The sequence below is a fragment of the Mesorhizobium sp. B2-6-1 genome (assembly GCF_006440475.1).
Lineage (GTDB): Bacteria > Pseudomonadota > Alphaproteobacteria > Rhizobiales > Rhizobiaceae > Mesorhizobium.
In genome coordinates, this window is sequence record NZ_VFUH01000001.1 from 479,962 (window position 1) to 493,670 (window position 13,709).

13 protein-coding genes are annotated in these 13,709 nt (G+C 64.0%); 7 read left to right on the forward strand and 6 right to left on the reverse strand.

Going from position 1 to position 13,709, the window contains the following annotated elements; all coding sequences use genetic code 11:
• The first annotated feature begins 15 nt into the window (after nt 1–15).
• From FJ443_RS02465 to FJ443_RS02490, 6 genes are all read left to right on the forward strand, one after another.
• On the forward strand, nt 16–1,185 hold the full coding sequence (locus tag FJ443_RS02465; RefSeq protein ID WP_140662641.1) for an FAD-binding oxidoreductase: 1,170 nt from the start codon (nt 16–18) through the stop codon (nt 1,183–1,185).
• A 39-nt stretch (nt 1,186–1,224) separates the two neighbouring features.
• The gene (locus tag FJ443_RS02470) at nt 1,225–1,986 is read left to right on the forward strand and encodes an amino acid ABC transporter ATP-binding protein (RefSeq protein ID WP_263483292.1); all 762 of its coding nucleotides are present in this window, start codon (nt 1,225–1,227) and stop codon (nt 1,984–1,986) included.
• A complete protein-coding gene (locus FJ443_RS02475) occupies nt 1,983–2,627 on the forward strand; it encodes an amino acid ABC transporter permease (protein WP_140492029.1) in 645 nt (214 codons plus the stop codon). The genes FJ443_RS02470 and FJ443_RS02475 overlap by 4 nt, the downstream gene beginning before the upstream one ends.
• Nucleotides 2,624–3,283 (forward strand): amino acid ABC transporter permease, encoded by a 660-nt coding sequence (locus FJ443_RS02480; RefSeq protein WP_140524523.1) that lies wholly within the window; start codon nt 2,624–2,626, stop codon nt 3,281–3,283. Before FJ443_RS02475 ends, FJ443_RS02480 begins: the two co-directional genes overlap by 4 nt.
• Nucleotides 3,284–3,321: 38 nt before the next feature.
• Nucleotides 3,322–4,137: a transporter substrate-binding domain-containing protein gene (locus tag FJ443_RS02485; RefSeq protein ID WP_181168305.1), complete on the forward strand. Its 816-nt coding sequence runs from the start codon at nt 3,322–3,324 to the stop codon at nt 4,135–4,137.
• Nucleotides 4,138–4,434: 297 nt separating this feature from the next.
• A complete protein-coding gene (locus FJ443_RS02490; protein ID WP_140492038.1) occupies nt 4,435–4,998 on the forward strand; it encodes a type 1 glutamine amidotransferase domain-containing protein in 564 nt (187 codons plus the stop codon).
• Nucleotides 4,999–5,049: 51 nt separating this feature from the next.
• On the opposite strand, the gene FJ443_RS02495 is transcribed toward FJ443_RS02490, so the two are convergent.
• Nucleotides 5,050–5,847: a SapC family protein gene (locus FJ443_RS02495; protein ID WP_140662645.1), complete on the reverse strand. Its 798-nt coding sequence runs from the start codon at nt 5,845–5,847 to the stop codon at nt 5,050–5,052.
• Between the two features lie 349 nt (nt 5,848–6,196).
• On the opposite strand from FJ443_RS02495, the gene FJ443_RS02500 reads away from it, so the two are divergent.
• Nucleotides 6,197–7,438: a Xaa-Pro peptidase family protein gene (locus FJ443_RS02500; RefSeq protein WP_140662647.1), complete on the forward strand. Its 1,242-nt coding sequence runs from the start codon at nt 6,197–6,199 to the stop codon at nt 7,436–7,438.
• Nucleotides 7,439–7,679: 241 nt separating this feature from the next.
• Here FJ443_RS02500 and FJ443_RS02510 read toward each other — a convergent pair whose 3' ends face one another.
• From FJ443_RS02510 to FJ443_RS02530, 5 genes are all read right to left on the reverse strand, one after another.
• On the reverse strand, nt 7,680–9,116 hold the full coding sequence (locus tag FJ443_RS02510; RefSeq protein WP_140662649.1) for an amidase: 1,437 nt from the start codon (nt 9,114–9,116) through the stop codon (nt 7,680–7,682).
• Between the two features lie 215 nt (nt 9,117–9,331).
• Nucleotides 9,332–10,423 carry a Gfo/Idh/MocA family oxidoreductase gene (locus FJ443_RS02515; protein ID WP_140662651.1) on the reverse strand — a complete coding sequence of 364 codons (1,092 nt, stop codon included), beginning with the start codon at nt 10,421–10,423 and terminating at the stop codon, nt 9,332–9,334.
• 319 nt (nt 10,424–10,742) lie between these two features.
• The gene (locus tag FJ443_RS02520) at nt 10,743–11,915 is read right to left on the reverse strand and encodes an ABC transporter substrate-binding protein (protein WP_140554766.1); all 1,173 of its coding nucleotides are present in this window, start codon (nt 11,913–11,915) and stop codon (nt 10,743–10,745) included.
• Between the two features lie 88 nt (nt 11,916–12,003).
• On the reverse strand, nt 12,004–12,858 hold the full coding sequence (locus FJ443_RS02525; RefSeq protein ID WP_140492076.1) for an ABC transporter permease: 855 nt from the start codon (nt 12,856–12,858) through the stop codon (nt 12,004–12,006).
• Nucleotides 12,855–13,688 carry an ABC transporter ATP-binding protein gene (locus FJ443_RS02530; RefSeq protein WP_140492079.1) on the reverse strand — a complete coding sequence of 278 codons (834 nt, stop codon included), beginning with the start codon at nt 13,686–13,688 and terminating at the stop codon, nt 12,855–12,857. Before FJ443_RS02530 ends, FJ443_RS02525 begins: the two co-directional genes overlap by 4 nt.
• Between the last annotated feature and the right edge of the window lie 21 nt (nt 13,689–13,709).

Sequence of the window (13,709 nt, forward strand, 5' to 3'; positions counted from 1 at the left end):
ACAGATGGAAGTCACATGACAGCTTCTCCTCACGTCGTCGTCATCGGTGCGGGCACACTCGGCATGTGCTCTGCGCACGCGCTCGCGGAACAGGGCGCTCGCGTCACCGTCATCGACGCACAATCCATTGCGTCAGGATCCAGCGGCCGCTCGGTCGGGGTCGTTGGTACACAGCTGACGGATCCGTTCGAGATCCAGCTGCGCATGCAATCCGTGCACCGCATCCGCCGGTGGCAGGAGCGCCTCGGTCTCGGCTTCAGCCCTATCGGCTATCTGCGTCTGGCGCGCACCTCCGAGCAGATGGAACTGTTCGCCCGCTCGGTGGAGATCCAGCGCAATGCCGGCTTCAGATCCAGGGTCTACCAGGCGAACGAGCTCCAGCAGCTCGTGCCGCACTTGAGTTCAGATGGGCTCGAAGGCGGCATCTTCGGGCCGGACGACGGCTTCCTCGATCCCCACGAAATGTGCACGTTGCTGGCGCAAGAGGTGAAGAAGCTCGGCTCCGAGGTTTTCCAGTTCCGCAAGCTGCTTGGTGTCGCGCGGACATCCGGTGGCTATCGGTTGGACACCAGCAAGGGTCCGATCGGCTGCGACTTCGTCGTGAATGCGGCAGGCGCCTGGGCGCCACGCGTTGCCGAGATGCTTGGACAGACGCTTCACATCCGCCCCGAGCGCCACGAGGCGCTGACAATCCACCTGGACGCGCCGCTTCCCTACACAATGCCGATGGTCATGGATCTGGTGAACGGGCAGGGCACCGGACTCAACTTTCGGCACGAGAAAGCGAGCGAGCTCATCGCCGAGATACACAAGGTAAGCTCGCCCTCGCCCGAGGATCCGGACAATTACAACGAGCAGTGCGAGGAAGGGTCCAAGGTCATGCTGGCCGAGATGCTGATCGAGCGCGTGCCTGATCTGCCGGGCGCCCGGCTCGGCCGGGGCTGGGCAGGCCTCTACCCTGTCACCGCCGACCACCGTCCCTATGTCGGACCAGTCGATCAGTCCGAGCCCGGTCTGATCACTGCGGCCGGTGCGGGCGGCTACGGGATACAGCTCGCGCCGGTGATAGGCCTGATCGTCGCGGACTGGGTGCTCAAGGGCTCTCCCGCATCGATCCCAGGCACCGAGAGTCTCGCTCCAACTCCGGAAAGAAACGTCCCCGCCGTACATACCGCGGCGGCTTGACCAGTAGGACACCGGCGTTAGCGCAAGGACAAAGAAGCCATGCCCGAGGCAGAAAACATCGTCCGCATCAAGAACATCAACGTGATCTATGGCGGCCATCACGCCGTGAAAAACGTCTCGCTCGACATTACGCGCGGCGAGGTCGTGGCGATCGTCGGACCCAGCGGCGCGGGGAAGAGCACGCTGCTGCGTGCGATCAACATGCTCGAACAGCCGTCATCCGGTACCCTCGAAGTGGGCGCCATCCGGTTTTCGGTCGACCGCAATCTGTCCGCCGGAGAGCTGTTGAGGCTCCGACGTTCCACCGGGATGGTTTTCCAGTCCTTCAACCTGTTTCCGCACATGACCGTGCAGCGCAACATTTCGCTGCCGCAGATGCGGGTTCTGGGGCGCACCAGGGAGCAGGCGGACGCGCGCACCGCCCAATTGCTCGAACGCGTACACCTTACGGACAAGGCGCACTCCTACCCGGCGCGCCTGTCGGGTGGCCAGCAGCAGCGTATCGCGATCGCACGCGCCCTGGCTCTTGACCCCAAGGTGATGCTCTTCGACGAACCCACGAGCGCCCTGGATCCCGAACTCGGGCTTGAGGTGTTGGCCGTGATGCGCGAGCTCGCCCAGGAAGGCATGACAATGATCATCGTCACGCACGAGATCGCCTTTGCCGCAGACGTCGCCGACCGCGTGATCGTCATGGCCAATGGAGAGATCATCGAGCAGGGTCCGCCTGATGCCGTGATCCGCAACCCGTCGTCGCCGCGCACGCGGCAGTTCTTCCGTGCCGTGGTCGATCGCAGATGATCGACCTGCTGGTTTCACTGCTCAGAGGCGTTCCGGCCACGCTGCTGGTGACCTTCGGCGCTTTCGCAGTCGGGGCCATCGCAGCCGTGCCGCTGGTGCTGATGCGACGGTCCCGGTGGCTCCTTCTAAGCATGCCGGCGCGCATATACATCGACGTTGTCCGGGGAATCCCGCCGATCGTCTGGCTGTTCATTATCTTCTTCGGATTGGGCAGCGGAGTGATCGTTCTCAGTTCCTATCAGGCTGCCATCCTGGGTATGGGGCTGGTATCAACGGCCTATCTCGCTGAAATCTACAGGGGTGGCTTCCTGGCCCTCTCGAAGGGCCAGCGGGAGGCGTCCACGGCGCTCGGTATGACGCGCCTGGATACGCTGCGCTACATCCTGGCGCCGCAGGTCCTGCGCGTCTCGGTTCCGCCCATGGCGACCTTTCTTGTCAGCCTGCTCAAAGACACGACCGTGGCCTCCACGATCGGTGTCCGCGACGTGATGATGTACGCATCGCAGCAGGCTCAAGGCGGAGGCGGCAGCTTCATGCCGTTCATTTTCGCGGCGCTTCTCTACATCGCGCTGTCGATACCCGTTGTCGTGTTGGCACGCGCCGTGGACGAGCGGCTGCGCTCAAGGGGGCAAGCGAAATGAGCGAGATGCTGGCCAACTGGCTGGACTGGTCCCCCCAGCTTTTCCAAGGAGTTCTTGTCAGTCTCCAGTTGGCGGGCCTGGCGCTGCTGTTCGGATTGCCTATCGGTCTCGTTCTTGCGCTTGCCTCCTCCTCTGGAAACAGGCTCGTCCGCTATTTCGCGGTGGTACTTGTCGAGATCGGGCGCGGCGCGCCCGCACTCGTCGTCCTGCAGATGGTCTACTATGGATTGCCTGCTTCGGGGATGACCGTAAGTGCCTTCACCTCTGGCGTGATTGCGTTGGCGCTAACGACGGGCGCCTACACCAGCGAGATCCTTCGGGCCGGTCTGAACGCGGTTCCGCATTGTGAGATCGAGGCGGGCTTGGCGCTCGGCATGACCCGCCGGGACATCCTGCGCTTCGTGGTGATCCCCCAGGGAATCCTGTTCGCAATACCCGCGCTGATGGGCTTTGCCATTCTCATCTTCCAGGCGACGGCCCTTACATACACGATCGCCATCCCCGAACTTCTGGCGCGCGCCTATCGCGTGGGTGCGGCCACCTACCTCTACCTCGATGTCCTGATCCTGGCGGGCCTGTTCTATCTCGCCATCACCGTCCCGTTCGGGTGGCTGGTCTCGTACACCGAACGTAGGCTGGGCAGCCATCTCGGCTGACCTGCAATCAAAAACCATCAATGTCAGAGGAGAGCAAAGTGAAAAATTGGAGTAAGATCATCTCGGCCGCAGCCATTGCCACGGCCATGGGTGCCAGCGTCGCGTCCGCACAGGATTGCAAGCCGGAGCATGCTTTCGAAACCGTGTCGGCGGGCAAACTCACCGTCGCGCTCACCAACACCGCCCCGTATTCGCTCGAAAAAGACGGCGGCATCGCGGGTATCGACGGCGATCTCGTGAAGCGTTTTGCCAAGGAGAATTGCCTCGAGATCACGTATGAGATCTTCACATATCCAGGCGCGGTTTCCGCAGTTCAGTCGCGGCGCGCGGACATTGCGCTTGGCGGCTTCTATCGTACCGCCGCCCGCGCGAAGGTCGTCGCTCTGTCCACGCCGGTCTATCTCGACCAACTGTCCGTCACCTCGACCGACGGCATTGATACCGTCGACGGTCTGCTGGGCAAGAAGGTCGGCACCGTGGAAGGATATCTGTGGGTCCAGGACATGGAGAAGCTCTACGAAGGCTCCAAGACCTATCCATCGTCGCTGAACCTCGCCCAGGATCTTCATGCCGGTCGTATTGAGGCGGCGCTCGACGGCTTCGGCTCCGCTGTCATTCAGAACGAAGGGCAGAACTACAAGGTGCATGTCCTGAAGCCGGATCCGCGCATCGATGCGACCATGAACCCGTCGCAGACCGCCTTCCTGCTGGACAAGAGCAATGAGGGCTTCGTTAAGGCGGTCGACGCTTCGCTCGATGTCTACCGCAAGAACGGCGCTATCGCCGAAGCGCTCAAGGCTTACGGGCTGGATCCGTCGGCCGCAGATGTCGGTGAAGCCCGCGTCATCGAGTAAGCCGCTGGCATGAAGGGCCGCCTGCCTGCCCCCGCTTCTAGGAAGAAAACCGGATGCGGCGGGCGGCCTGTACGTTTGCTGCGCGGCTGCGATCCGCGAGCAGAATTTCGTAGTGCACCCCGAGTCTGAGACACGAAAAGGGTAACAGTCCTTCACTAAGGAGAGCTGATGAGGAAAGGAGACCCGTGGTGCAGTACAGCGCACCACAGATCCCTCCGGTCACATAAGGTTACAGCGAGGAACGGTACCGGTTCAGGCTCGTTAGCCCTGCATCCAATCCAATCATGGAGAAAAACGATGCAGGATATTTCCGGCAAGCGCGTCGCCATCCTTGCGACGAATGGTTTTGAACAGTCCGAGCTTGAGGTGCCGCTGAACAAGCTGCGCCAGGCCGGCGCCGAGGTCGAAATCGTGTCGCTCGAAAGCGGCAAGATCAAGGGCTGGGACCACAGGGATTGGGGCCGCGAAGTTCCGGTCGACAAGACCTTGGACGAGGCCCGTGCCGATGCCTACGATGCGATCGTTCTGCCCGGCGGCGTCATCAATCCCGACCTCTTGCGGGTCGAGCGCAAGGCGCTGGATTTCATCAGTTCGTTCTGGTCGGCCAACAAGGTCGTCGGCGCGATCTGCCATGCGCCCTGGCTTCTGGTCGAGACCGGGATCATCAAAGCCCGCCGCGTCACATCCTACAAGTCGATCAAGACCGACGTGATCAATGCCGGCGGCCTGTGGCAAGACAGCGAGGTCGTCACCGACCAGGGGCTGGTCACCAGTCGCAATCCCGGCGATCTCGACGCCTTCTGCGACAAGCTCACGGAAGAGATCAGGGAAGGGCGGCACGACAGGCGGGCCGCGGCTTAGCGCCGAACCTTGTTCACCAGCCGCGCCGCGAAGGATCTCGGCATGGGTTGTTCAGGCGCTCTTCGCCCCCTCCGCCTTGCGCAGCGACGCCTGATGCACCAGCGACGTCCAGCTGTTGGTCGAGGCAAGGTGGCAGTAGAGCAGGCTGAGCGCGCCTGACTTTCTCAGGTCGAGGAAGGCCTCGTCGCTCAATCTGTTGAAGGCGGCCTCGTCTACCACCTGGAAATCGGTGAGGTTCAGCACCTCGCCTCCTTCCAGCGTCACCTTGCTCTGGCGCGGCGCGAACAGGGCATGCGCGTCGATCTTGTCGACCATCTCGCGGGTCGCCCTGAAGTCGATCTGGAACTGGTTGCAGAAGGCGAGCGCCTGCTTCGTCGCCTCGGTCGCCTCGTTACCGCTGAAGAAGGGCAGCACCTTGTCGTCGCGGAACGGCGCCAGCAGCTGGTCGATGACGCGCTCGCTCGCCCGGTCGACGCACAGCGTAAGCCGGCCGGGCTGCTTGGGATCGTCGGCGAGAATGAAGGGATAGCGGCGGACATAGGCGGGGATGTAGTGCGGCCCGGCCCAGTTGCCGTCGGGTTCGACGAACAGGTTCTCGTCCTGGCGCAGGCCGGTGATGATGACGGGCGCCTTGGCGGGGCCGATGAAAACGATCGGGTAGGAGCGCATCGCCGCCGGCATTTCCGAGGCCACCACCGGGATGGCATGCGCCGAGCGGGCGAAGGAGAAATCGCTGCGCGCCGTCAGGCCGAGCGAACCGTGCCGCGCCGGATTGAGCGCCGCGGGCCTGGAATAGAACAGCGGCAAGGTCTCGCCCGCCGTTTCCGTCTTCGCACCGCTGTCAGCCATGTGTCCGTTTTCCTCCTCGCGCCGGCCAACCGGGCCAGCCCGTCCAGCATTGAATTCCCAAAGCGGGATCTGTTCTTGTCGCGCCGGCCTTGCTTCGAAGCAATTCCGCGCAGGGACAAAGTACTACAGCGTCGCCGGCGCGCATAAAAGGACACGCGCTGCTGTATTTTGGCGTTTGCGCCCTAATCGCCTTGCGAGACGCCCGCAACCATGCCGGCCTATGGACAGCCTGCCGCGAAGCGGCGACAGTGGCATCACATGGCAAAATTCCGGGAAGCCGTGGGAGTCTTCCGTCCGGGATTGCAAGGATACGAGGAGCCGATGTCGCTTCAGCCATCCGGAGAGAACCATGACCGGCTTTGTCGACCGCCAGCGCGCGATGCAACTGATGCAACGCGCCGGCCTGCAGGCGCTGGTGCTCTCAGCGCCCGAGGCCTTCCACTATGCGACCGGCGCGTCGATCGGACCGGCGGGACTGTTCCGGCGTGCCGGCGCCGGCTTCGTTGTCATCCCGGCCCGGCAGGACCTGCCGATCGGCGTCGTCGTCGCGGATTTCAGTGCGGGACAGTTGCGGATCGCCGCGCCCGAAGCAGTTGTGCGTTCGCACCCGATCTGGATCGAATTCGCGCCGGTCGAGACGGGAACCCGCGGCCCGTTGGCGGAGCGTATCGAGGCTGGCCTTGTCTCGCTTGGCCGCGCGCCGGATTTCGCGCGCCCGGCCACCTTCGATCTCGCCGGCTCGGTGCGCCAGCTGCAAGCCTTGCTTGCCGAATTCGGACTGGAGCGCGCAACGCTGGGCATCGATCTCGGCTTTGTTCCAGCCGCCGATTTTTCCGCCATGCAGGCGCTGCTGCCGCAGTGCCGGATGATCGACGGCTCGCCGGTGCTGGATCGGCTGCGGGCGATCAAGTCGCAACGCGAGATCGAGCTCTTGCAGCAAGGCATTATCCTGTCTGAAGCAGGGCTGGAGCGGCTGCAGGTCGATGCGATGGCAGGCATGCGCCAGGCCGATCTCGTCGCGCTCTACCGGCAAGGCGTGGCCGCGGCGGCGGCGGGCCTCTCCCATCCGGTCGCGACGGCGGAATATGTGACGCTCGGCGCCCGGGCCAAGGGTGCCGATGCCAAGGCAATGCCCGGCGATCCGCTGAAATGCGACATGGTCTGCACGGTCGGCGGGTATGCGTCCGACATGTCGCGCAACTTCACTTTCGGTCCCGCTTCCGCCGACCAGGTCGAACTGCACGCGATCGCCGAGCGCGCTTTCGAGGACGGGCTGGCGGCACTCGTGCCGGGAAATTCGCTCGGCCATGTGCACCGCGCCGCCACCGACAGCCTGACGCGGCAAGGCCTGCGCTCCTACCGCCGTGGGCATTTCGGCCACGGTGTCGGGCAGTCTGTGTTTTCGGAGCAATGGCCGTTCATCGCGGCCGAGAGCGATGTCGTGGTCGAAGCCGGCATGGTGCTGGCCTTCGAGATCCCGCTCTACATCGACGGCCTCGCCAGCTTCAACTTGGAGGACCAGTTCCTGATCACGCCGGACGGGCCCGTCGCCATGAACCGGCTGCCGAGGCGGTTGGAGAGGATAGGATAGCGAGGGCGGGATCGTGACGGTGTCACTGTCAGCGCCCTACGGCGCCCCCCTCTGCCCTGCCGGGCATCTCCCCCTCAAGGGGGGAGATCGATTATCGCTCCCGCTTTCGCCAATTTTCAACGTTGCAAGAACAAGATGAGCCGGCGCCGAAACTTCCAATCTCCCCCCTTGAGGGGGAGATGTCCGGCAGGACAGAGGGGGGCGCCACAGAACTCGGCGATGGGTGCCCTGCCGCGAGCGATTAACCGCTCACCGGCGGCCGCCTGTCCCTCCACGGCATTTCCCGCTCGAGCTGCGCCGACGCGGCCAGCACCGTCGCCTCGTCGCCGTAGCGGCCGACAAGCTGCACCCCGATCGGTACGCCGTCTTTCGACCAGCCGAGCGGCAGCGAGATGGCCGGCTGGCCTGAGATGTTGAAGGGGAAGGCGAACGCCGCATCCGTCCATTTGGCGTTGTAGCGGTCGATGTCGGTCTCCGACATGTCGTAATAGCCGAACGGGCGTGGCAGCTGCGTCAGCGTCGGGGTGATGAAGAGGTCGTAGGGCGAAAGGTCGCCGACGATGTCGCGGCCGACCTGCCTGAGCTGCTCGACATCGGAAATGTGCCTGGTGCCGCTGGTCGCACGGCCGCGTTCGATGATCGCCCAGGTCACCGGTTCGACATCATCAGGCGTCACCGGCCGGCCGATCACCGTTTCATGATAGTCGAAGGTCGCCGCCGTCTGTACGCAGGTCATGTTGGTGTAGGTGGCCCACATGGCATCGGCATCGAGCGGCATGTCGTGTTCCTCGACGTCATGTCCCAGCCGCTCCAGCGCCGCCACGGTGGCCAGCACGGCCGCCTTCACTTCCGCATCGATGGCCGTGCCGTTGGGCGGGGTGACGGTGAAGCCGATGCGCAGCTTCTTCGGCGCCAGTGACGACAGGCTGAGCCAGGAGGCGTCGGGGACCGGCGGCGTATAGGGGTCGCCCGGCAAGGCGCCGGCCAGCGCGTCGAGATAGGCCGCGGTGTCGCGCACGCTGCGCGAGCAGCACAGGAAATAGGCGCCGCCATACCAATAGTCGCCGAACGGTGCCAGGCTGACGCGGCCGCGCGACGGCTTCAGCCCGACGATGCCGCAGCAGGAGGCCGGAATGCGGATCGAACCGGCGCCGTCGCTGGCCTCGGCGATCGGCACCATGCGCGAAGCAACGGCCGCCGCCGCGCCTCCGCTCGAGCCACCTGGCGTGATGCCTTCCTTCCACGGGTTCCTGGTCACGCCGTAGAGTTTTGGCTCGGTCGTGATCGACCAGCCATTCTCCGGCGCGTTCGACTTGCCGACCAGCACCAGCCCCGCCGCCTTCATGCGGCGCACGACTTCGGTGTCGAAATCGGCGACGACATCTTTCAGGTAGAGGCAAGAGTTGGTGTTCGGGGCGCCGGTCCAGGACGAGGCCAGTTCCTTGAGCAGGAACGGCACGCCGGCGAAAGGTGCTGATCTGTCGACCGTCTGCGCCTGGGCACGCGCCATGTCGTAGAGGCGATGGATGACCGCGTTCAGCGCCGGGTTGAGCTGCTCGACCAGCGTGATCGCCGCCTCGACCAGTTCCGCAGGTGAAACCTCGCCCCGATGCACCAAGTCGGCAAGGTCCAGCGCATCGGAGTTCGCATAGGTTTTCAGCAGGCTGTCGGTGACCATGTCTCTCCTCCCAATCTTTGCCTCGCGCCGCGCCCGAGCTATCGCTTCGGGCCGACGTTGGCGCCGCCCCTCATCCGCCTGCCGACACCTTCTCCCCCGTCATGACGGGGAGAAGGAAAGCGCTCTGATGCTGGCGACCGCCTCCCGTTCTTCTCGGGAGAGGGCTGAGTGAGGGGCACCGACCTGAAACTGCTGCCCCCAGCAGCGCGCTTGTCTCACGCCAGCTCGACGGTGCGCCCCAATTCGATGCTCTGTTCCGCGGCGAGCACGATGCGCAGGCTGTTGACGGCGGCGTCCATCTGCTCGGTCAAATCGAGATCCTCGCGGATGGCGCGCAGGAAGAAGGCCTGCTCGCGGTCGCAGAGCTCCTGGTGGCCGGGCTCGTCTTCCATGCTGACGATCTCGTCGGGTTTCGAAAAGTTCTTGTCGGCGTCGACCGCCGCATAATGGATCTTCAGCGCGTCGGTCTTGGTGTGGCGGTCGATGTCGGCCGAGTTCGACACCTCCGCCGCTTCCGCTGCGCTGCTCGTCTGCTGGCCGGCGACGATCGACACCGCGCCCTTCGGCCCCACCACGTCCTTCACGAAATAGGCCGTCTCGCTCATCATCGGGCCCCAGCCTGCCTCGTACCAGCCGACCGAACCGTCATCGAAGGTGACGTGGAGATGGCCGTAATTCTGCTTGTCGGCTTCCGCCCAGAGCTTCGCGCCGATGCCGTGCACGCGCACGGGCCTGGCGCCGGTGAGCTGGCACATGACGTCGACATAGTGCACGCCGCAATCCACGATCGGGATCAGCGAGTCGATCAGGTTCTTGTGCCAGTGCCAGGCGCTGCCGCTGCTCTGCTGGTTGAGGTTGAGGCGCATCACCAGCGGCTTGCCCAGCGTCTTGCCGACCTCGATGAATTTTATCCAGGACGGGTGGACGCGCAGGATATAGCCAAGCACCAGCTTGCGGTTCTTCGCCCGCGCTGCCGCGACGACCTTCTCGGCATCCTCGATGTTGGTGGCGAGCGGCTTTTCCATGAACACGTGGCAGTTGGCCGCTATCGCCTTCAGCGCGTATTCGGCATGGGTGTTGGGCCAGCTGTTGATCGACACGGCGTCCGGCCTGGTCTCCGCAAGCGCCTGATCGAAATCCTCGTAAAGCGGATAGCCGGACAATTCGGCTGGGATCTTCTTGTTGCTCTTGATCGAGCGGCTCATGATGCCGACGATCTCGAAGCCGTCGGAGCGGTGATAGGCGCTGGCGTGCGAGGCGCCCATATTGCCGAGGCCCACCACCAGCACTTTTATTTTGTCGGCCAATTCAGCCTCCCAATTTTTTGATAGGACCTGGCGAGCTGCTGCCGCGCCTGGGCATCCAGAACAATCACTTCAGGTTGGCGCCGCCCCTCATCCGCCTGCCCTTTCCTCTCCCCCGTCGATCGGGGGAGAGGTGTCGAGCGAAGCTCGACGGAGTGGGGGTCGACCTTCGCCGTGCGCCTGAGGTTGCTCGCCAGATTGTGCCTGCCTTGCGGCGATTACGCATTTGGCGAGCGCCTTCCCCCACTCCGTCACCGCTTCGCGGCGGGAGAGGAAAGGAGCCAAGACAGGGCAATGAACGACATGACCTCTTTTGCAACCCTTACTTCACCGCCGAATCGAACAGATGCGCCTTGATCTTCTCGACATCGAGCGCGGCAAAGCCCTCCGTCAGCTTGACGCCGTCGGCATCGGCCTTGACCTTGGCCTTGTCGAAGTCGTTGGCGGCCGGAATCAGCTCGTTGGTGCAGACATCCTCGGCCTTCACCGGATTGGTGATCTGGCCGATCTTGTGGATCTCGTCGAAGAAGCCTTGCCAGCTCGCCATGTCGTGCGAGCCCCAGCCGCCGCGCTTGTCCATGTCGCCGCGGAAAACGTTGATCTGCTGCAGGATCGAGGTGGTGCCGAGCTCGGGCCCAAGGTTCTTGGCAAGCGTGGGGAACTGCTCGAACACCGCTTCGACCGCCGCGCGCGGGTTCTGGTAGCCGAACTCCAGCCCCATCGCCCAGCCGCGCAGATATTTTTCCAGGAACGCCTTCTTGTCGGGATCTTCGAGATCGGCGGCGCGCACGACGAAGGTGTTGGCCGGCAGCTTGGAATTCTTCACGCCGAGCCAGTATTCGAAGTCGAGCCCCTTGGCGATCCATTCGGCGCGCAGCCCCTCCCACGACAAGGCAGCGTCGCCCTGGCCGCCGGCGAGCGCGGTGCCCCACGTCGGCCAGCCGGCCTCGACATACTTGACCTTCTTGATGTCGACGCCTTGCGCGGCGAGCAGCGGATCGGTGATCGACTGCCAGGCGGCGGAGCCGAGCAGGATGGTCTTGCCTTCCAGCTTCTTCAAGTCGTTCGTACCCTCGCCCTTGCGGAAGGCGATGGAGAACGTGTCGCGCGCGCCCATGTGGAACACCGACTTCAGCTTCATGCCGTTCTGGATGGCGAAGGAGAACACGCCGGGCGAGGGAAAGCCCATATCGGCCTGGCCGACATCGACGAACTTCACCGTCGCCGTGCCGTCTGACGGGCCTGGCTGCATGTCGGTGCTGAGCCCATCGAAATAGCCTGCCTTCTTGGCTGCCCAATAAGGATAGTCGTCGAGCACTTCGAGCGTGCCGCGCGGCGAGATCCAGGTGAATTTCTCATAGGCCGCCGCCCTGGCCTTCAAGCCCGATGCACCGAGCGCGGTGGCGGTCACGACGCCGGCTGCCGTCACCTGCAGGAAGGTGCGGCGGCTGATGCCCGTTCTTGTCGCCGTCTGGAATGAGTTCTGGTCGGTCATGGCATTCCCCTTTTGTTGATTGACCTTCTTGTTGATCGATGGCTTTCGCCCGCTCCTCGCCCACTCCGGGGCGTTCATGATCTCGTGCTCAAGCCTCCCAGCTCGCCCATTTCTTGCCGATCAGGAAGAACAGCACGTAGATCAGGATGCCGAGCGTCGACAGGATCAGCACCACGGCGAAGAATTGCGGCATCTGGATCATCGACGAATAGGTGGTGAGCCGGTTGCCGAGGCCGAAGCCGCCGCCGACCATCTCCGCGCCGACTGCGGTCAGCAGGCCGAAGATGGCGCCGATCATCAGCCCGACCAGGATCATAGGCAGCGCCATCGGCGCGCGGATCTTCCAGAATATCTGCAAGGTGCTGGCGCCGTAGGAGCGCGCCAGCGCGATCTTGGCGCTGTCGACGCGGCGAAAGCCGGTGGCTGCGTTTATCATCACCATCGGCCCGGCGGCCAGCGCCACCGCGATGATGCGCGGCGTGTAGCCGAAACCAAAGCGAAGGATCAAAAGCGGCACCAGCGCCAGCATCGGCGTGGTGACGAGAAGCAGGATGTAGGGCGCGACGATCTTTTCGGCGAAGGGAAACTGGGTGATGACGGCGGCCAGCACCAGGCCGACGACGGCTCCGATGGCGAAGCCGGAAACCAGCTCGACCAGCGTATAGCCGAGATGCGGCGCAATAAGCGGGAACTCGTCGAACAGCGCATAGGCGATCGAGCTTGGCGGCGGCATGATATAGAGCGGCACATGGAACAGGCGCAGCGCCAATTCGATGCCGCCGATTATGATTACGGCGACAGCTATGATCGCCGCCACCTCCTTGCCCGACTTGATGCCGGGGCCGCTGGCGAAGGCCGAGAGATTGGTCAGGCTGACGTCCTGCCCATCGCCGGACTTGGCACCCGATTTGGATTTGGAGAATTCCGGGATGGCGTCGCTCACGGCCTGATCCTCACGATCTCGGCGCTGGCGCGTTCCTGTTCCGGTGCCTTCGGCCTGGCGCGCTCGCCGACGATGTCCATCTTGATCCGGTTGGTGAGGTCGAAAACCTCTTTCGTCGCCATGATCTCCAGCGAGCGCGGCCGCGCGAACGGCACGCGGTATTCCCTGGCGACGCGGCCGGGGCGCGCGCTCAGCACCACCACGCGGTCGGAGAGGAAAATCGCTTCCTCGATGCTGTGGGTGATGAAGACGATGGTGGTCTTGGTGTCGAGCCAGATCTCCTCGACGAGACGGTTCATCTCCTCGCGGGTAAAACTGTCGAGCGCGCCGAACGGCTCGTCCATCAAAAGCACGGAGGGTTTTGGCGCCAGCGCCCGCACGATCGCGGCGCGCTGCTGCATGCCGCCCGAAAGCTCGCGCGGGAACTTGCCGCCGAAACCGTCGAGCCCGACGCGGTGGAGCAGATGCGCGATCCAAGCGCGGTCTGGTTTCTCGCCCTTGATCTCGAAGGGAAAGCGGATGTTGGCATCGAGATTGCGCCAAGGCAGCAGGTTCGCTTCCTGGAACACGATGCCGATGTCGGGATGCGGCCCGGTGATCTTGACGCCGTCGAGCCGAATCTCGCCGCCGGTCAGGCTGTGCAAGCCCGACATCGACCACAAAAGCGTGGTCTTGCCGCAGCCGGACGGGCCGACGATCGAAACGATTTCATTGGCGTGGATGTCGAGGCTGCAGCGGTCCAGCGCCAGGAGGTCGCCGGATGCGGTGTGATAGATCTTGGTCGCTGCCTGCACACCAAGCTTCGGCGCTGTTGTTTCGCCCGCGTTCATCCGCCCCTCGGAGAGTGCGTC

Coding starts and splice junctions, on each gene's coding strand:
- FJ443_RS02465 (WP_140662641.1), top strand. CDS start 16: ATGACAGCTTCTCCTCACGTCGTCGTCATCGGTGCGGGCACACTCGGC.
- FJ443_RS02470 (WP_263483292.1), top strand. CDS start 1,225: ATGCCCGAGGCAGAAAACATCGTCCGCATCAAGAACATCAACGTGATC.
- FJ443_RS02475 (WP_140492029.1), top strand. CDS start 1,983: ATGATCGACCTGCTGGTTTCACTGCTCAGAGGCGTTCCGGCCACGCTG.
- FJ443_RS02480 (WP_140524523.1), top strand. CDS start 2,624: ATGAGCGAGATGCTGGCCAACTGGCTGGACTGGTCCCCCCAGCTTTTC.
- FJ443_RS02490 (WP_140492038.1), top strand. CDS start 4,435: ATGCAGGATATTTCCGGCAAGCGCGTCGCCATCCTTGCGACGAATGGT.
- FJ443_RS02495 (WP_140662645.1), bottom strand. CDS start 5,847: ATGGCTGACAGCGGTGCGAAGACGGAAACGGCGGGCGAGACCTTGCCG.
- FJ443_RS02500 (WP_140662647.1), top strand. CDS start 6,197: ATGACCGGCTTTGTCGACCGCCAGCGCGCGATGCAACTGATGCAACGC.
- FJ443_RS02510 (WP_140662649.1), bottom strand. CDS start 9,116: ATGGTCACCGACAGCCTGCTGAAAACCTATGCGAACTCCGATGCGCTG.
- FJ443_RS02520 (WP_140554766.1), bottom strand. CDS start 11,915: ATGACCGACCAGAACTCATTCCAGACGGCGACAAGAACGGGCATCAGC.
- FJ443_RS02530 (WP_140492079.1), bottom strand. CDS start 13,688: ATGAACGCGGGCGAAACAACAGCGCCGAAGCTTGGTGTGCAGGCAGCG.